Origin of the sequence: Vibrio rumoiensis 1S-45, assembly GCF_000286955.2 — a bacterium.
In the GTDB taxonomy this organism is placed as follows: domain Bacteria; phylum Pseudomonadota; class Gammaproteobacteria; order Enterobacterales; family Vibrionaceae; genus Vibrio; species Vibrio rumoiensis_A.
In genome coordinates, this window is sequence record NZ_AJYK02000091.1 from 1 (window position 1) to 18,439 (window position 18,439).

Consider the following 18,439-nt stretch of genomic DNA (forward strand, 5'->3'; position numbering starts at 1 on the left):
CGAACCTCGTGTGTCGCTCCAAATAAAATAAAAAACGATCTCACATGAGATCGTTTTTTATTCTCTGCAATATAATGAATCTTTGATTGTGATTCATAAAATAAAATTCAGTTTTGACTGGATTTCTGCTCTTTGGATACTAGTATTTATATCTTGCAGCTTTAGTAAGCTTTATAACATAAGCTCACTGGCTGACAATATTCATTTCTGTGTTTTCTATCTTTGTGGTTCTCCACATATGTTTAAGAAATAAAAACATTTATCTACAACTTTATCCACAGAGTATTCTTTGTGGATAACTTGGTGTGTAAGTTGTTTTTTAACTGTCATTAAACTTCAATGTAAAGGGATCCAAGGCTTTATATTTTAAACTTAAAAACATTAAAGTTAACGTAAGTTGTTGTTTTTAAATGCTCAACACATCTAGCTGTATAAAAAAACAGGGGTAAAAAAGGATCTTTATTTGAGTTTTACTTGATCTTTATCATTTATTTTGAATGTGTTTAACTTTTTGATATGCCTTGTCACACTGTCTGCTTTGTCACTTTTTCCACATAACGACAATATTTTTTAGACCTACATCACTATGCATCTCTGGGTAGCCCTTTACCTATAATTCTAACTAGTCGATCTAATTTAGTATTTCGTGCTAAATGTTGGTTTTTATCGTGCTGTTGAGCTAAAGCCCAATGAATGTGTTCATCGAGTAATTCAGAGAGGCCTAATCTTGTTTTAAGCGCTTCAGTGATATCTGGTGAGAAAGGTGCGTTGCCAAGAGCGATAGCTAAGTTTCTAAGCCATTGTTGATGACCAATTCTGCGTATAGCAGAGCCTTCCATATTTTTTAAAAACAGAGGTTCATTCCACTGAAATAAAGTGAGTAGGCTAGAATCTTGAAAAATATCTTTACGATGAAAGGCATTTTGTTTTGTGACATCCGCTTCTCTATTCCATGGGCAAACTAATTGGCAATCATCGCAACCATAAATGCGATTCCCCATTTTTGAACGCAAATGTTCTGGTATTATTCCATCGAACTCGATGGTGAGATAAGAAATACATAAACGTGCATCAATAACACCGTTTTCAACAATCGCACCGGTTGGACATGAGGTGATGCAAGCTGTGCATTTTCCACATTGATCAGTTTGGGGCTTATCTATAGGTAGAGGGATATCAACGAATAACTCACCGAGGAAAAACCATGATCCAGCCTCTTTATCTAAGATAAGTGAGTGTTTGCCTGCCCAACCTAATCCTGCTTTTTGAGCGAGCGGCCTTTCTAAAATAGGTGCAGAATCAACAAAAGGGCGATAACCCAACTTGCCGACTTCCTCTTCAATGCGTTCCCCTAGTTTCTTTAATTGGTTTCTCATTAGCTTGTGATAATCGCGGCCAAGTGCATAACGGCTAATATAAGCTTGGGTGGTATCGGCAAGATTGGAAGCAAATTGTGCTTCTGGTGGGAGATAATCCATACGAACACTAATGACTCTAGTCGTTCCTGGATGCAATTCCTCTGGACGTGCACGCATCATGCCATGCCTTGCCATCCAATCCATGGTGCCATGATAGCCGGCATCTAACCAACGTTGGAGTTGCACTTCATGGTCACTGAGATCAATATCAGTGATCCCAACTTTTTGAAATCCTAATTCTTGTCCCCAAGTTTTTATATTGCTGGCTAGTTGATCGTAGTTCATGATGAATTGGCTATTTAGGCATAAATAAGAGATTAAATTCTAGCATGAGTTAGGATCCTTCATCGATGATAATTGGGTAAGGTAGGACCTATTGAGGAGGATTTGACGCATCTTCTATATTAATTTGACACTTTATTTAGAATTTAGCGTCAATATATAGAATAATAAGATACTTGAGCACTTGTCTCTCTAAACCAAGTCAGTTTACTATCGTTATATATACCCAAGTGAACTCTGCATCTTGAAGCTACTTGGGTATAGTGATGTTTAAAGCGATATACACTTTATGTTAATCAATACTGTTTCTGTTATGGGTAACAACAATATTATGCGTACAAAGCAAGCTATTTTAATCGATGAAGTCGCGACCATTAACCTTGGTACTCAGCTTGCACATTTATGCTCTCAACAAACAACAATCTACCTTCATGGGGATTTAGGGGCAGGGAAGACAACCTTCAGTCGTGGTTTTGTCCGAGCTTTAGGGCATATCGGTAATGTGAAAAGCCCAACATATACATTAGTTGAGCCTTATCAATTAGATGAGTGGCAAGTCTATCATTTTGATTTGTACCGCTTAGCGGATCCTGAAGAATTAGAATTCATGGGGATCAGAGATTATTTTACCGAGGATGCTATTTGTTTGGTTGAATGGCCAGAGAAAGGCGTAGGTATGTTACCTGAACCTGATCTTGATATTGAATTGCGTTATCTAGAGACACAAAGGCAAGTATTAGTCACTGCAAATAGTGAATATGGGCAATCTTTATTAAATAAGTTGGAATTGAGTTGAAACATTTTAGTTGGAGAGCCTTTTGTGTGCTCATTGCCCTCGTTTTAGGGGCATCATTTCAAGCTTCTGCTAATACTATAAATAGTATCCGTGTTTGGCCTTCTCCTCATGATACTCGTGTGGTGATGGATATGGGGGAAGAACCTACTTTTAGTTATTTCGCTTTATCAAGCCCTGACCGTATTGTGGTGGACATACAAAACACTACTTTAAAAACGTCACTTCCAATAAAAGTGACAGATAGTAAGGTACTTACGACGATTCGAAAAAGTAGTGCCCCTAAAGCAGGTACTTACCGATTAGTCTTTGAGTTAACACAAGCGATGAAGCCGGAAGTGTTTAAACTACCACCGACGTCGGATGGTCAGTATGGACATCGATTAGTGCTTGATTTTACCCATGAAGAGTCAGGTTCTTCGAGTAATACTAACGGCACTGATGCGCCAGCTCCTGCAACCGTAAAAGCTGCACCTGAAGTAAAATCTACGCCGGTTACGACATCTCGTGTATCTACTAAAATCGTGGTAGCAATTGATCCCGGGCATGGCGGTGAAGATCCCGGCTCTATTGGGCCAACCCGTAAATATGAAAAACACATCAATTTAGCTATTGCTAAAAAAGTGGTGTCGAAATTGAACTCGACCTCCAATGTTCATGCCGTGCTCACTCGAACAGGTGATTATTACGTTAACCTAAATAAGCGCTCAGAAATTGCACGGAAAAATAAAGCCTTGTTATTGGTTTCTATTCATGCCGATAGCTATACAACATCTGGACCAAGAGGCGCATCGGTATTTGTGTTAAGTACTCGCCGGGCTAATACTGAAATTGGACGTTGGGTAGTTAAAAAAGAAGAACAGTCTGAGCTACTCGGTGGTGGTGGTATCTTGCTGTCGAAAAATAACAATGATAAGAATGTTAGCCAAACTGTATTAGACCTGCAATTTAGTCACTCTCAAACCGAAGGTAACAAGCTTGCTCTTCATGTGATTAAAGAGTTAAGACAGATTACTCGTATGCATACATCAAAGCCGGTATATGCAAGTCTGGCAGTATTAAAGTCGCCAGATATCCCATCGATTTTAGTTGAAACAGGTTTTATCTCTAACCCTGCGGAAGAGAAATTACTTGTTCAGAATTATCATCAAGATAAGTTGGCAGGAGCAATTTCAAATGCGATTAAGCAATACTTTAAAGATAATCCACCGGAAGGCATGATTGTCGTGAGTCATCCATCGGGAACGACTCATAAAGTGAGAAGTGGCGAGTCTCTTTCTGTTATTGCACAAAATTATGGCACAACGACAGCCAATTTAACCAAGTGGAATAATTTGAAAAGTAGTAGTTTGGCGGTAGGGCAGGAGCTTAAGGTTGCTGCGCCAAATTCAACAGCTAAAACAAGCGCTCCAGCGGCTTTATCTTATCATTCTGATGTTGTGACACATGTGGTCAAACGAGGTGAATATTTAGGTAAGATTGCTGAACAATATTCAGTCTCGATGCAGAGCATTAAAGATCAAAATAACTTACGTTCTAATACTGTCAACGTTGGCCAGAAGTTACAGATCACAGTCAAAAGCAGCAGTAAAACCACAACGTATAAAGTTCAGCGTGGGGACTTCTTAGGTAAAATTGCAGACAAGTATGGCGTGAGTATTACTGAGTTGCGTAAGGCAAATAATTTACGTTCAGATAGTTTAGCGGTTGGACAAGAGCTGACAATACCACAATCATAAACACACTTAATGGTGCACTAGCGATATGGCAATTAAAATTTTACCTGCTCGACTGGCGAACCAAATTGCCGCTGGTGAGGTGGTAGAACGTCCAGCCTCGGTAGTCAAAGAATTGGTTGAGAATAGCATTGACTCGGGGGCGACTCGAATTGATGTGGATATTGAAAAAGGTGGCAGTAAGTTAATCCGAGTACGTGATAACGGATCTGGTATTGAAAAGGATGAGCTTGGCTTGGCATTAAGTCGCCATGCGACGTCTAAAATACATAGTTTAGATGATCTTGAAGCCATTCTTAGCTTGGGCTTTCGTGGTGAAGCATTAGCCAGTATTAGTTCGGTATCTCGCTTAACATTAACCTCTCGAACCGCAACTCAAGGTGAAGCTTGGTCTGCTTACGCGGAAGGTCGTGATATGGCGGTTCAGTTAACCCCCGCGGCTCATCCTGTTGGTACCACGGTTGAAGTTGTTGATCTTTTTTTCAATACTCCAGCACGTCGTAAATTTCTTCGAACTGAAAAAACCGAATTTACTCATATTGATGAGCTTTTAAAGCGCATTGCATTAAGTTGTTTTTCGGTGTCGATCACTTTAAGGCACAACGGTAAAGTGATCCGTCAATATCGAGCGGCTAAGACTGATATTCAAATAGAGAAACGTGTTGCTGCAGTGTGTGGTTCAAACTTTATGGAACACGCAGTCGCGATCACGCTTGATCATGATGATCTTAAGTTAAAGGGATGGATAACCACGCCTGATGGTGCGCGTAGTCAAAGTGACTTACAGTACTGTTACGTTAATGGTCGAATGATGCGTGATAAACTGATCAATCATGCCATTCGACAAAGTTATGAATCGGCATTACGACCAGAACAATTTGCAACTTATGTATTATTTATTGAAATAGATCCTCATCAAGTGGATGTCAATGTTCATCCAGCCAAACATGAAGTTCGTTTTCATCAAGCGCGTTTAGTGCATGACTTTATTTACCAAGCGTTAAGTGATGCTTTGGCACAAAGTATTGAATTGGTTAAGCCTATGATTGCTAAGTCCGCTTATGCAATCACATCACCTTCTAACGAGCAGGGTGGCGCTTATTCTATACAAGAGCTTTCCTTACCGACTTCAGCTTTTAAAGAGTCAACGCCCCAAAATGCTTGGGCTTCTGATGACTCTCAAATGAGTCGTGGTAAAGGTAAGCAAGGTCAAACCTATCATCCTAAATCCAACTCTTCTGATATTCAACGCAAACAAAGTGATGCTTACCGAGCTTTATTTGAGCCAATTTCGCCTGCGCCTTGCAAGTATGAGCATGTTGTTTCTGAGATACCTGATGACAGTCAGTCAACAGGCGTTGAAGGGCACGATCACGCTCCTACGAAAAAACGTCCGCAGCCAAACGCTTTGTCACAGCATAAAACAATAGAGATAGAAACAACCTCATTTCAAGTCACTGAGTTAGGGAAAGCATTAGCCATTATTGAAGGGCAATGTTTACTGATGCAAAATTCAGAAGGCTGCTTGCTAGTGGATGTTAATAAAGCAGCGAAACTGAGAGTAGAAGGTCAGTTAAGGCTAATTGATAATCAAGCACTGAAATCTCAGCCATTATTAATTCCATTGAATATACCCATGACATTAGATGATATGACGGTTGTCGCCGTTAATCATTTGGTCTTTTCTCAGCTTGGACTCGAGTTAAAAGCGAAAGGCAAAACCAGTGTCATGGTCATGGGCGTACCACAACCTCTACGCCAACAAAACCTTCAACAACTGCTCCCAGAACTCTTTAATTTTATAAAATCACAACCCACAATTAATCAAGGGTTGATTACCCAGTGGATAACGAGCAAGATTGTTGAGGTAAAATCACAATATACCTTGTCTGAGGCGATTCAAATCGTGTCGGATCTTGAACATATTTGGGGCAAGGATCTGCCTTTTGACCATTATCATTGGATTCAACCTGTAGATTTTTCTGCACCTATTTCGGCGTTGCTATCATGACTCAATCTTCATATCCTCTTGCTCTTTTTCTTATGGGGCCAACAGCGTCAGGTAAAACAGAGCTGGCTATTCGTTTAAGGCAAAAATATCCGATTGAAATTATCAGTGTCGATTCTGCCTTAATTTATAAAGGAATGGATATAGGTACAGCAAAGCCGAACGCTGAAGAGTTAGCACTTGCACCGCATCGATTAATTGATATTTTAGATCCGAGTGAATCTTATTCGGCTGCTGATTTTCGGCGAGATGCATTACGTGAAATGGATGAGATTGTCGCGCAAGGTAAGATACCGTTGTTGGTTGGCGGTACAATGTTATATTACAAAGCGTTACTTGAAGGTTTATCGCCATTACCGGCTGCGGATCCTGATATTCGTATGCAGATAGAATTGGAAGCAAAAGAGAAAGGTTGGGAAGTTTTACATCGTGAATTGGCCGATATTGACCCGGTATCAGCGGAAAGAATACACCCCAACGATCCTCAGCGTTTATCGCGAGCCTTAGAAGTATTTCGAATCTCAGGCAAAAGCTTAACTGAATTAACGCAGCAAAAAGGTGAAGCGCTTCCTTATCGGGTTAAGCAATTTGCGGTAATGCCAAAAGAAAGATCCGAATTACATCGTCGAATTGAACTGCGTTTTGAAAAAATGATTGAAGCTGGTTTTGAACAAGAAGTACAGAAACTGCATCAAAGAGGCGATCTTCACCTTGATCTCCCTGCCATTCGTTGTGTAGGGTATCGTCAGGTGTGGGAATACTTAGACGGAAATGGCACACTTGATGAAGCCGTTTTCCGTGGTGTGTGTGCAACTCGCCAACTTGCTAAAAGGCAGATCACTTGGTTACGCAGTTGGAATGAATTGAAGTGGCTAGATAGTGAAGATATTGAATCATCATTGGTAACGTTATCTGAAGCCATTGATCTTTAATTGTCAAAAGTGCATTTTTATTGAACCAGTTTAAAAAACTGTACACATGAAAGTGAGTAAATTCTTATACAGATGTCATCTTGAGTAGGTTTAGGTATATACTGTAAATGCGCTAAAAAAGTTACATCAGAACAAGGATTTCAAGGTAGAACCCCCTGATGTAATGGTAATTTTAAACAGTCGAATGAGTTCATTCGTTAATGCACAGTTTTTAGTCGCACACTAAAAATCTTAGCACTGTATTGTAAGTAAGTACTTTTGATTTCTACGTTAAGAGTTTTTGGCAATGAAGTAGAGAGACGAAGGTTAGCTAAAAATAAAATAACAAACAAAATAAGGAATATAAAAATGGCTAAGGGGCAATCTTTACAAGACCCATTCTTGAACGCGTTACGTCGTGAACGCATCCCAGTGTCTATTTACCTAGTAAATGGAATTAAGCTGCAAGGTCAAATTGAATCGTTTGATCAATTCGTGATCTTATTAAAAAATACAGTAAATCAAATGGTTTATAAGCATGCGATCTCAACAGTGGTTCCTGCTCGCGCAGTTAGCCATCATGCGCCAGAACGTCCTCAAGGTGATCGCACTGAACGCCCTCAACAAGAGAGTTCAGAAGATTAATAACTATCAATTAAGGAGCGGATTGTTTGTTTGACCGTTATGAAGCCGGTGAGCAGGCTGTACTTGTTCATGTCAACTTCACACAAGAAGGTGAGTGGGAAGATCTCAGCGAATTTGAAATGCTGGTATCTTCCGCTGGCGTCACATCGCTACAGGTTGTAACAGGCAGCCGCCAATCCCCACATACGAAATACTATGTTGGGACGGGTAAAGCGCAAGAAATTGCCGATACAGTGAAAGCGCTTGGTGCTGAGATTGTGATTTTTAATCACGCCTTATCACCAGCTCAAGAACGAAATTTAGAATATTTATGTCAGTGTCGTGTTCTTGATCGTACCGGTCTCATCTTAGATATTTTCGCTCAAAGAGCTCGAACCCATGAAGGTAAAATGCAAGTGGAATTGGCGCAATTGCGTCATTTATCTACGCGTTTGATTCGAGGCTGGACGCACTTAGAGCGGCAAAAAGGTGGCATTGGTTTACGTGGTCCAGGTGAAACTCAGTTGGAAACGGATAGACGCTTACTGAGAGAGCGTATCAAGGCGATTTTACGCCGTTTAGCTAAAGTCGCCAAACAGCGTGAACAAGGCCGTAAAGCAAGACAAAGGGCAGAGATTCCGACCATTTCTCTTGTCGGTTATACCAATGCGGGTAAATCTAGTTTATTCAACTGTATAACAGAGGCTGGGGTTTACGCCGCAGATCAGTTATTTGCGACATTAGATCCTACCTTAAGAAAGATCGAGCTTGATGATGTTGGGACTTCAATCCTAGCGGATACGGTTGGATTCATTCGACATTTACCCCATGACTTAGTTGCAGCATTTAAAGCGACATTGCAAGAAACGCAAGAAGCTGACATTTTGTTACATGTTGTTGATGCAAGTGATGACCGTTTTCGTGAGAATATCCATGCGGTTAATGAGGTACTTGAAGAAATTGATGCTCATGAGGTTCCTTCACTTTTAGTGATGAACAAGATTGATTGCATGGATAATCAAAAACCAAGAATTGAACGAGATGATGAGGGTACTCCTCGTGTAGTCTGGGTTTCAGCGATGGAAGGGCTAGGTATTGATCTACTCTTCACTGCGTTAACTGAGCGCTTAGTAAGCCAGATTGTTCAATATCAGTTGTGTATACCTCCAATGCATCAAGGTCGTATCAAAAGCATATTTTTTCAAATGAATGCAATTCAAGACGAAAAGTATGATGATGAAGGCAATTTATTGATCGACATTCGAATGCAACAAGTCGATTGGTTAAGATTAGAAAAAAGAGAAGGGGCAGTTTTGAGTGACTTTATCGTCACAACCATGGCTGCGACAGTATAACGTCATATCTATACGATGGAGCTTTCTAATGGCGTGGAATGAGCCAGGAAATAACAACGACAATAACGGCCGCGATAACGACCCTTGGGGTAAGAATAAAAATCGTGGTGGTCGTGAACAAGGTCCACCTGATTTGGATGAGGTTTTTAATAAACTGAGCCAAAAGTTAGGCGGCAAGTTTGGGAAAAAAGGAAACGGTAGCCCTATTTTTGGTGGTGGTAGTGCGATGGGCTTTGGTGCCATTGTAATTATTGCGATCCTTATCTGGGTATTTTCAGGTTTCTATACAATCGGTGAAGCCGAGCGAGGTGTTGTACTTCGTTTAGGTAAATATGAACGTATGGTTGATCCAGGTCTTAACTGGCGTCCACGTTTTATTGATGAAGTGACACCAGTTAACGTTCAAGCGATTCGTTCATTGAATGCATCTGGTTTGATGCTGACAAAAGATGAAAACGTTGTAACGGTAGAGATGGGCGTGCAATATCGAGTATCCGACCCTTATAAATATTTATACCGAGTAACGAACGCGGATGACAGTCTACGTCAAGCCACTGATTCTGCACTGCGTGCGGTAATTGGTGATTCTTTGATGGACAGTATTTTGACAAGTGGTCGTCAAGAGATCCGTCAAGAAACTGAAAAAACATTGAATCAAATTATCGATAAATACGATATGGGTTTAACGGTTATTGATGTGAACTTCCAATCATCACGTCCACCAGAGCAAGTGAAAGATGCCTTTGATGATGCGATTGCAGCGCGAGAAGATGAAGAGCGCTTCATCCGTGAAGCAGAAGCATACAAAAATGAAATTTTACCAAAAGCTACAGGTCGTGCTGAGCGTCTGAAGAAAGAAGCTCAGGGTTACACTGAACGAACAGTTAACGAAGCGATTGGTCAGGTAGCGCAGTTCGAGAAATTGCTTCCTGAATACCAAGCTGCTCCGGGTGTTACTCGTGATCGTTTGTACTTAGATTCTATGGAAAAGATTTATTCTCATAGTTCGAAAGTGCTGATTGATTCTGAGTCATCGGGCAACATGTTATATCTGCCTATTGATAAGTTGATTTCTCAATCTCAAGCACAGCCTGCGAAGGCACGTACCGGAGATAAATCATCAGCAGAATATGATGGTATTAAGTTGGACTCTAGCAACAATGGTGATGAGTCGGATCAAACTGACAACACGAACTCAACACGTAAAGGGAGATTCTAAGCATGCGTAAGTTAATTATCCCTTTAGTGGCAATTTTAATTGTTGTGACTTTGATGTCGGTATTCGTTGTTCCTGAAGGTGAGCGCGGTATCGTTATTCGTTTCGGTCGAGTTTTGAAAGATACGAATGAAGTATCTAAGATTTACCCACCAGGTCTACATATTAAAATGCCGTTCTTTGATAGCGTGAGAACGTTAGATGCGCGTATCCAAACGATGGATGGACGTTCTGACCGTTTCGTGACCTCAGAGAAAAAAGACGTGATCATTGATACCTATGTAAAATGGAAAATCAGTGATTTTGGTCAGTATTATCTTGCTACCGGTGGTGGTAATAGCCTCACAGCAGAAACACTATTAGAACGTAAAGTGACAGATGTGCTTCGTTCTGAAATTGGTTCTCGTGAGATCAAAGAGATTGTATCAGGCCCACGTAGCGATATTGTTGCGGTAGATTCGATTGAAGATAAAGACGCTATTCCTGAGTCGGCTAAAGAAGCATTAGAAGTTGATGGTGAGCGTGATCAGATCATGACAAATGTTCTTGATGATACTCGTGATAGTGCAATGAAAGATTTAGGTGTTGAAGTGGTTGACTTCCGTATGAAGAAAATCAATTTACCTGATGAAATCAATAAGTCTATTTACCGTCGTATGCGTGCCGAGCGTGAGTCTGTGGCTCGTAAACACCGTTCTCAAGGTCGTGAAAAAGCCGAGGTTATTCGTGCTCAAGCAGAGCTAGAAGTGGCAACGGTTTTAGCTGAAGCTGACAAAACTGCTCGTGTAACGCGCGGTGAAGCGGATGCAAAAGCAGCCGGTATTTACTCTAAAGCTTATACACAAGCACCAGAGTTTTATAGCTTCTTACGCTCATTGAAAGCATACGAAAAATCATTTAGTAATAAGAGTGATTTGTTAGTTTTAGATCCTAGCAGCGATTTCTTCAAATATATGAATGATAGCCACGGTGAAAAATCTGCAAAATAATTCTTCATTAAACGAATGATTATTCAAAGAAAGGTCCTATTATGGGCCTTTCTTTTTACCTCAATATTAATTAATAAAAGATTTTAACTAAGTAAAAGAGAGGACGAATCTTGTGACATCGTTAATGATTGCGGTTGGGCTATTACTTATTTTTGAAGGTATGGGCCCTGCACTTTTTCCAAAAGCTTGGCGTAATATGATTAAGCAAATGGCCTTACAATCGGATATACAATTAAAGCAAATTGGCAGTGCTTTAATTCTGGTGGGTGCGGTAGTGGTTTTTGTTACATTGAGTTAACAATGTAAAGTGTTGGCAGATAATATAATTTTCCTTACAAATTATATGTGCATAAAAATTCATCTAAAAAATGACTGCAAGATGATCACAGGGTATGCTAGAATCCTTTTTTAACTAGCAGGCAGACTTGGAAAGATGGGAAATAACGTAGTCGTTCTGGGCACCCAATGGGGTGACGAGGGTAAAGGTAAAATAGTTGACCTTTTAACTGAAGATGCAAAATATGTGGTTCGCTATCAAGGTGGGCACAATGCAGGTCACACTCTAGTCATTGACGGTGAAAAAACCGTTCTTCACTTAATTCCATCAGGTATCCTACGCAATAATGTAAAATGCATTATCGGTAATGGTGTAGTGCTTTCACCTGACGCTTTATTACATGAAATGAAACCGCTTGAAGAGCGTGGTATTCCAGTTCGCGAACGCCTATACATTTCAGAAGCTTGTCCTCTAATTCTTCCTTATCATATTGCTTTAGACCAAGCTCGTGAATTAGCTCGTGGTAAAAAAGCAATTGGTACAACTGGTCGTGGTATCGGTCCTGCGTACGAAGATAAAGTATCTCGTCGCGGTCTTCGTGTTGGCGACTTGTTCAATATGGAATCATTTGCTGAAAAACTAAAAGAAGTCATGGAATACCATAACTTCCAGTTAGTGAACTACTACAAAGTAGAAGCAGTTAGCTATGAAGACGTTCTTGAGCAAGCAAAAGGCTATGCTGAACTTCTGACTTCTTTAGTTATTGATGTCACTGATGAGCTTGATGCTGCTCGTAAACGTGGTGATAAAATCATGTTTGAAGGCGCTCAAGGTACATTACTTGATATCGACCACGGAACTTACCCATATGTAACTTCTTCAAACACGACTGCTGGTGGTGTTGCTGCAGGTTCTGGTTTTGGTCCTCGTCACTTAGGTTATATTCTTGGTATCGCGAAAGCATACTGTACGCGAGTTGGTTCTGGTCCATTCCCGACTGAGTTGTATGATGGCCTAGAAAAGCAAGATCCAATTGGTAAGCATCTTGGTACTGTTGGTCACGAATTCGGTGCAACGACTGGTCGTCTGCGTCGTACTGGCTGGTTTGATGCGGTGGCTATGCGCCGTGCAATTCAAATTAACTCATTAACGGGTTTCTGCTTAACTAAGCTTGATGTACTTGATGGCTTAGAAGAGTTGAAGATCTGTACGGGCTACCAAATGGATGATGGTTCTGTAATGGAAGTATCTCCAATGGCTGCTGATGAGTTTGAAAAAGCAACGCCAATTTACGAAACCATGCCAGGTTGGTCTGAAAATACTTTTGGTGCTCAATCAATCGATGCGCTTCCACAAGCTGCACTTGATTATATCCAACGTATTGAAGAGCTAACGGGTGTTCCAGTTGATATTATTTCTACTGGTCCAGATCGTAATGAGACAATCATTAAAGTTCATCCATTTAATGCTTAATTGATATTAAATGAAAGTATGTCTCTTCTTACGAGATGCACTTTGAACTTCATAAGAAAAGCCGACGTAATTGTCGGCTTTTTTGTATCTATTATTTATAGATTAAGTATTTATAAATTAAGTGCTTATAAAACTTTATGAGGACCAAAACATTCATAATGAATTTGAGCTTCAGCGACTTTTAATGCAATTAATTGTTTAGCAACGTGCTGCATGAAAACCACAGGACCACATAGATAAAAATCCGTCTCTTGCCAATTAATATCATCTTGGATTTGGGATAAATCCATTAATCCAGAAAAATCGGCCTCATTACTAGAGCTTTCTTTATACCAAGAATATTGGTTTAAATGTGCCGTGGTTTGGGCTAAGTCAGCAATACGATCTTTGAAGCCATGGCGTTCAGTATTGTCGGCGGCATGTAACCAATGAATAGGCGCTTGGTGAGTGCTTTTGATACTTTCAAGTATAGAAAGCATAGGCGTTAAACCTACACCAGCAGAAATTAAAGCAATAGGTGTATTTGATTGTGTCGTTAAGAAAAAGTCGCCAGCAGGTGGGGCTAGTTGCACTGAATCACCAACGTTTACATGGGAATGTAGGTAGTTAGAAGCGACACCTTGATCTTCACGCTTTACAGAAATGCGATAAGTCTGTCCGTTTGGTGCATCCGATAAGCTATATTGGCGAATCTCTTGAAATTCAAGCTTGTCTGAGTTTAAGTAAACACCAATGTATTGTCCTGGTTGGTAATTAATAACTGGTTGTCCATCGACAGGTTCAAGTACAAAACTAGTGATCACATTACTTTCAGGTGTTTTCTCGATAACCTTAAATTCTCGAGTGCCACGCCAGCCACCAACTTGTTGTTCTGTTTGTTGGTAAATCTCTTCTTCGCGATTAATAAATATATTCGCTAATAAACCATAGGCTTCAGCCCATGCATCCAGCACGGCTTGCCCTGGGCTCATTAATTCATCGATAGTCGCTAATAAATGAGTACCAACAATTTGATATTGTTCAGCGGTAATACTAAAGCTAGTGTGTTTTTGAGCGATTTTCTCTACCACAGGCAGCAGAACTTCAATGTTGTCGATATTCGATGCGTAGCCATATACAGCATTGAATAGTGCTTCTCTTTGGCTGCCAGTTTCTTGGTGCGTGATATTGAAAACATCTTTCAATTCTGGGTGATGTTTGAACATGCGATCATAGAAGTGCGCGGTAAGAGATGGCCCTGCTTCTGCGATAAGAGGAGCAGTCGATTTCACGATATCAATGGTTGATTGGCTAAGCATAATGAATACCTTTTAAAGTTGCATTTTTAATGTATGTTTAAGTTATATCTAAAATGTATCTTTTAATCAATGTAATATTTATACTTGCAGAACATATTTTAGGAGAACGCATGCAATTAACTTCATTTACCGATTACGGATTACGAGCGCTGATTTTTTTAGCGGCGTTGCCTGCAGGCGAACGAACCAGTATTCAGGCGGTGAGTGATCGTTTTCGTATTCCTAAAAATCATCTGATTAAAATAATTAATAAACTCGCTCAGCTTGGTTATGTTACTGCTGTGAGAGGAAAAAATGGTGGCATCAGCTTAGGCATGCCAGCTGAACATATTATTATTGGGGAAGTGGTTCGAGATTTAGAGCCATTACAAATCGTTAATTGTGCAGAAAGTGCTTGTCATATTACGGCGGCTTGCCGTTTGAAAGTTCAGCTAGCTAAAGCCAAAGATGCTTTTTTACAGCAGCTTGATGAGTGCACGATCAAAGATTTATTAACTGATAATGATGAACTTTTATTACTGCTAACACCCGTTTAACCGTTATTTTGTCATCTTTTTGCGCTTTAATTTATTTGGTTATCTAAACGATTTCTGTAGGTTAGCGTCTCACTCAGATATACTCTTAATTACACTTTGCGCATATAAGCAGGTTTGTCATGTCCGAAAACAATCATATTGATCCATTCGCAGATCGAGAATCACAAAATTACGAAAACCCAATCCCAAGTCGTGAGTTCATTCTTGAATTCTTAAAAACGGCGAATGTTCCGATGAATCGTAATGATTTATTTGAAGCACTTAACCTTAAAGGCGAAGAGCAATATGAAGGGCTACGCCGACGCTTACGTGCGATGGAGCGAGACGGTGAGCTGATTTTTACTCGTAGACAATGTTATGCCTTGCCTGAAAAAATTGACTTAATTAAAGGGACTGTGATAGGTCACCGTGACGGTTTTGGTTGGGTTCGCCCTGAAGGCAGTATTGGTAAAGACAATGATGTTTTACTGCCTCATCATCAAATGCGAACCGTGATCCATGGTGATTATGTCTTGGTTCAGCCGAATGGTGAAGACAAACGTGGGCGTAAAGAAGGGCGTTTAGTTCGTATTCTTGAAGCGAGAAAAACCAATTTGGTCGGTCGCTTCTTTACCGAAGAAGGCCATTGCTTTGTCGTGCCTGATGATTCTCGTATTAGCCAAGATATTTTAATCCCTGATGAATTCCGCAGTGGCGCCCGTATGGGTAATGTGGTCGTGGTTGAGTTGACTTCTCGTGCGACTCGTTCTCGTGGCATGATGGGGAAAGTTCTTGAGGTGCTTGGTGAAAATATGGCTCCAGGAATGGAAATTCAAATTGCCATTCACACTCATCAAATTCCTAATGAATGGCCGGTTGCCGTTGAAAAACAAGTAGAGCATTTAAGCGAAGAAGTCCCAGAAGATGCGAAAGAAGGGCGTGTCGATCTGCGTGATTTGCCTCTTGTTACTATTGATGGTGAAGATGCTCGTGATTTTGATGATGCGGTGTATTGCCAAGCTAAGAAAGGTGGCGGCTGGCGTTTATGGGTTGCTATCGCGGATGTGAGCTACTATGTTCGCCCGAATACAGCTCTTGATAAAGAAGCGATTAATCGTGGTAACTCGGTATATTTCCCTTCACAAGTTGTGCCAATGCTACCTGAAGTATTATCGAATGGTTTGTGTTCTTTGAATCCTCAAGTAGACCGCTTGTGCATGGTATGTGAAATGACTATTTCAGCATCGGGCAAGCTATCAGGCTATAAACATTATGAAGCAGTAATGAATTCACATGCTCGTTTGACTTACAACAAAGTGAGCGACATGTTGGATGGCAATGAAGAGCTACGTGAACGTTATCATGCTTTAGTTCCGGATCTTGAAGAGCTGCATAAGATGTATCAAGTTCTTAAAGTGGCACGTGAAAATCGTGGTGCAATTGAATTTGAAACGACAGAAACCAAATTTATCTTTAATGAATTGCGTAAAATTGACCGCATTGAACCCGTGGTACGTAATGATGCTCATAAAATCATTGAAGAATGTATGATCCTTGCCAACATTGCTTCGGCTTCTTTTGTTGAAAAAGCCAAAGAGCCTGCATTGTATCGTGTACATGATACTCCGGGTGAAGAGCGATTAACGGGTTTTAGAGATTTTCTTGGTGAGCTAGGGTTAAATTTAACTGGCGGGTTGACACCAACGCCAACCGATTATGCTCAGCTCATCAAAGCGATTGGTGAACGACAAGATAAAGAGTTAATCCAAACCATGCTACTTCGTTCAATGAAGCAGGCGGTTTATAATGCGGATAATGCGGGTCACTTTGGGTTGGCGTTGCAACGCTATGCCCACTTTACTTCGCCGATCCGTCGTTACCCTGACTTATTGCTTCACCGCGCGATCAAGTATCTGATTGCTAAAAATGAAGGTGTGAATACCGATCGTTGGACACCAACGGGGGGTTACCATTATACCTTTGATGATATGGATTTTTACGGTGAGCAATGTTCAACCACAGAGCGTAGAGCGGATGATGCTACTCGTGATGTGTCTGATTGGTTGAAATGTGAGTACATGCAAGATCATGTCGGAGAGGAGCTTGATGGTGTCATTGCAAATGTCACAGGCTTTGGTTTCTTTGTACGATTAAGTGAATTACACATTGATGGATTAGTGCACATTTCGTCACTAGCAAATGACTACTATCAATTTGATCCACTAGGCCAACGTTTAGTAGGTGAAAGTTCAGGTTTGATTTATCGCTTAGGTGATACCGTTAAAGTGAAAGTACTTGCGGTTAATCTTGATGACCGCCAAATTGACTTTGAAGTTGTTGGTATGACTCGACAGCCTCGTGGTAAAGGCAAAACGGCTAAGAAACATGCCGCTAGTGCTGATAAAAAAGCTGCTGCAGCCAAAACACAAGGTATAAAGTCAAACAAGTCAGGTCAAAAGGCGAAACCATTGGTTGAACCAACCAAGCGCCCAGATGGCAAGCTTGATAAAGCGAAACCAAAAAAGAAAAAGCGTAAACCTAAAGCTGCAGAAACTGGTAAACCAGGCACTAAGCCTAAACGCAGTAAGCCTTCTGCTTCTAAACGTGCACGAATGAAAAAATAATGATTTATATGGGGATATCCCCTAAAAGGTAGACAATGAGTAACGAATTTATCTTTGGCATTCATGCCATTAATGCTGTGTTAGACAAAGACCCAGCACGTTTAATTGAAGCATTTGTACTAAAAGGTCGTGAAGATGACCGCTTGATGCCAGTAATTAATCAACTGCAAAAGTTTGGTGTATCCGTACAACAAATGGGGCGCAAGGCGTTAGATGACAAAGCGCAAGGCGCTAATCATCAAGGCATTATTGCTAAAGTGAAACCTGCTAAACAATTAAATGAGCATCATTTAGATGACATTATTAACGCGTGTGTTGCTAGAGGTGAACAACCGTTATTATTGGTACTGGATGGCGTTACTGACCCTCATAATCTTGGTGCGTGTTTACGTAATGCGGATGCAGCGGGTGTTGCTGCGGTTATCGTACCAAAAGATAAGTCAGCTCCTTTGACGGGTACCGTAAGCAAAGTTGCTTGTGGTGCGGCTGAGACAGTTCCATTTGTTCGTGTAACAAACTTAGCTCGTACAATGAGAGCGTTGCAAGAACAAGGTATCTGGTTTGTGGGAACGGCGGGTGAAGCTACTCATGATATCTATCAGGCCAAATTAACGGGGCCTTTAGCTATTGTAATGGGCGCAGAAGGTGACGGTATGCGTCGTTTAACTCGTGAAACTTGTGATGATTTAATTAAAATCCCAATGGCGGGTAGTGTTTCAAGTTTAAATGTGTCCGTTGCTACCGGTGTGTGTTTGTTTGAAGCGGTACGCCAGCGTTTAAGTTAAAACGGCTGACGAGAACCTGGGCGTTGCGCTCAGGATCTGAAAAGAATAATTACCGTCATCTCTGAAGCGGCGAAGGAGCTATCAGGGATCTATATATCAGCACAGTGATTAGATTCCAGCTCTCGCTTAGGCTCG

15 protein-coding genes are annotated in these 18,439 nt (G+C 40.8%); 13 read left to right on the top strand and 2 right to left on the bottom strand.

What is annotated here, in order from left to right:
• Positions 1-584: 584 nt before the first annotated feature.
• Positions 585-1,703 (bottom strand): tRNA epoxyqueuosine(34) reductase QueG, encoded by a 1,119-nt coding sequence (queG, locus tag A1QC_RS12750; protein ID WP_017024870.1) that lies wholly within the window; start codon positions 1,701-1,703, stop codon positions 585-587.
• 328 nt (positions 1,704-2,031) lie between these two features.
• On the opposite strand from queG, the gene tsaE reads away from it, so the two are divergent.
• The 10 genes from tsaE to A1QC_RS12800 all read left to right on the top strand — a co-directional run bounded on the left by tsaE (position 2,032) and on the right by A1QC_RS12800 (position 13,082).
• The gene (gene tsaE, locus A1QC_RS12755) at positions 2,032-2,496 is read left to right on the top strand and encodes a tRNA (adenosine(37)-N6)-threonylcarbamoyltransferase complex ATPase subunit type 1 TsaE (protein WP_026025790.1); all 465 of its coding nucleotides are present in this window, start codon (positions 2,032-2,034) and stop codon (positions 2,494-2,496) included.
• A gap of 26 nt (positions 2,497-2,522) precedes the next feature.
• Positions 2,523-4,232, top strand: coding sequence for an N-acetylmuramoyl-L-alanine amidase (locus A1QC_RS12760; protein ID WP_017024872.1), 1,710 nt, complete (start codon positions 2,523-2,525; stop codon positions 4,230-4,232).
• 25 nt (positions 4,233-4,257) lie between these two features.
• The gene (gene mutL / locus A1QC_RS12765; protein WP_017024873.1) at positions 4,258-6,240 is read left to right on the top strand and encodes a DNA mismatch repair endonuclease MutL; all 1,983 of its coding nucleotides are present in this window, start codon (positions 4,258-4,260) and stop codon (positions 6,238-6,240) included.
• Positions 6,237-7,169, top strand: coding sequence for a tRNA (adenosine(37)-N6)-dimethylallyltransferase MiaA (gene miaA / locus A1QC_RS12770; protein ID WP_017024874.1), 933 nt, complete (start codon positions 6,237-6,239; stop codon positions 7,167-7,169). The genes mutL and miaA overlap by 4 nt, the downstream gene beginning before the upstream one ends.
• 348 nt (positions 7,170-7,517) lie before the next feature.
• Positions 7,518-7,793: an RNA chaperone Hfq gene (gene hfq / locus A1QC_RS12775; protein ID WP_017024875.1), complete on the top strand. Its 276-nt coding sequence runs from the start codon at positions 7,518-7,520 to the stop codon at positions 7,791-7,793.
• Between the two features lie 26 nt (positions 7,794-7,819).
• A complete protein-coding gene (gene hflX, locus A1QC_RS12780) occupies positions 7,820-9,127 on the top strand; it encodes a ribosome rescue GTPase HflX (RefSeq protein ID WP_017024876.1) in 1,308 nt (435 codons plus the stop codon).
• Positions 9,128-9,155: 28 nt separating this feature from the next.
• Entirely contained in the window at positions 9,156-10,346 is a 1,191-nt protein-coding gene (gene hflK, locus A1QC_RS12785; protein ID WP_017024877.1) for an FtsH protease activity modulator HflK, read from the top strand.
• A 2-nt stretch (positions 10,347-10,348) separates the two neighbouring features.
• Entirely contained in the window at positions 10,349-11,332 is a 984-nt protein-coding gene (gene hflC, locus A1QC_RS12790) for a protease modulator HflC (protein ID WP_017024878.1), read from the top strand.
• A gap of 112 nt (positions 11,333-11,444) precedes the next feature.
• The gene (locus A1QC_RS12795; RefSeq protein ID WP_141706018.1) at positions 11,445-11,630 is read left to right on the top strand and encodes a DUF2065 domain-containing protein; all 186 of its coding nucleotides are present in this window, start codon (positions 11,445-11,447) and stop codon (positions 11,628-11,630) included.
• A 135-nt stretch (positions 11,631-11,765) separates the two neighbouring features.
• Complete coding sequence (locus tag A1QC_RS12800) at positions 11,766-13,082, top strand: adenylosuccinate synthase (protein ID WP_017024880.1); 1,317 nt, start codon at positions 11,766-11,768, stop codon at positions 13,080-13,082.
• Between the two features lie 125 nt (positions 13,083-13,207).
• Here the strand turns inward: A1QC_RS12800 and hmpA are convergent, their stop codons facing one another.
• Positions 13,208-14,380 (bottom strand): NO-inducible flavohemoprotein, encoded by a 1,173-nt coding sequence (hmpA, locus tag A1QC_RS12805; RefSeq protein ID WP_017024881.1) that lies wholly within the window; start codon positions 14,378-14,380, stop codon positions 13,208-13,210.
• Positions 14,381-14,490: 110 nt separating this feature from the next.
• On the opposite strand from hmpA, the gene nsrR reads away from it, so the two are divergent.
• The 3 genes from nsrR (at position 14,491) to rlmB (ending at position 18,304) form a co-directional block, all read left to right on the top strand.
• The gene (gene nsrR / locus A1QC_RS12810) at positions 14,491-14,916 is read left to right on the top strand and encodes a nitric oxide-sensing transcriptional repressor NsrR (protein WP_017024882.1); all 426 of its coding nucleotides are present in this window, start codon (positions 14,491-14,493) and stop codon (positions 14,914-14,916) included.
• A gap of 119 nt (positions 14,917-15,035) precedes the next feature.
• Positions 15,036-17,519 (top strand): ribonuclease R, encoded by a 2,484-nt coding sequence (gene rnr, locus A1QC_RS12815; protein WP_017024883.1) that lies wholly within the window; start codon positions 15,036-15,038, stop codon positions 17,517-17,519.
• 35 nt (positions 17,520-17,554) lie between these two features.
• Entirely contained in the window at positions 17,555-18,304 is a 750-nt protein-coding gene (gene rlmB / locus A1QC_RS12820) for a 23S rRNA (guanosine(2251)-2'-O)-methyltransferase RlmB (RefSeq protein WP_017024884.1), read from the top strand.
• Positions 18,305-18,439: the final 135 nt, after the last annotated feature.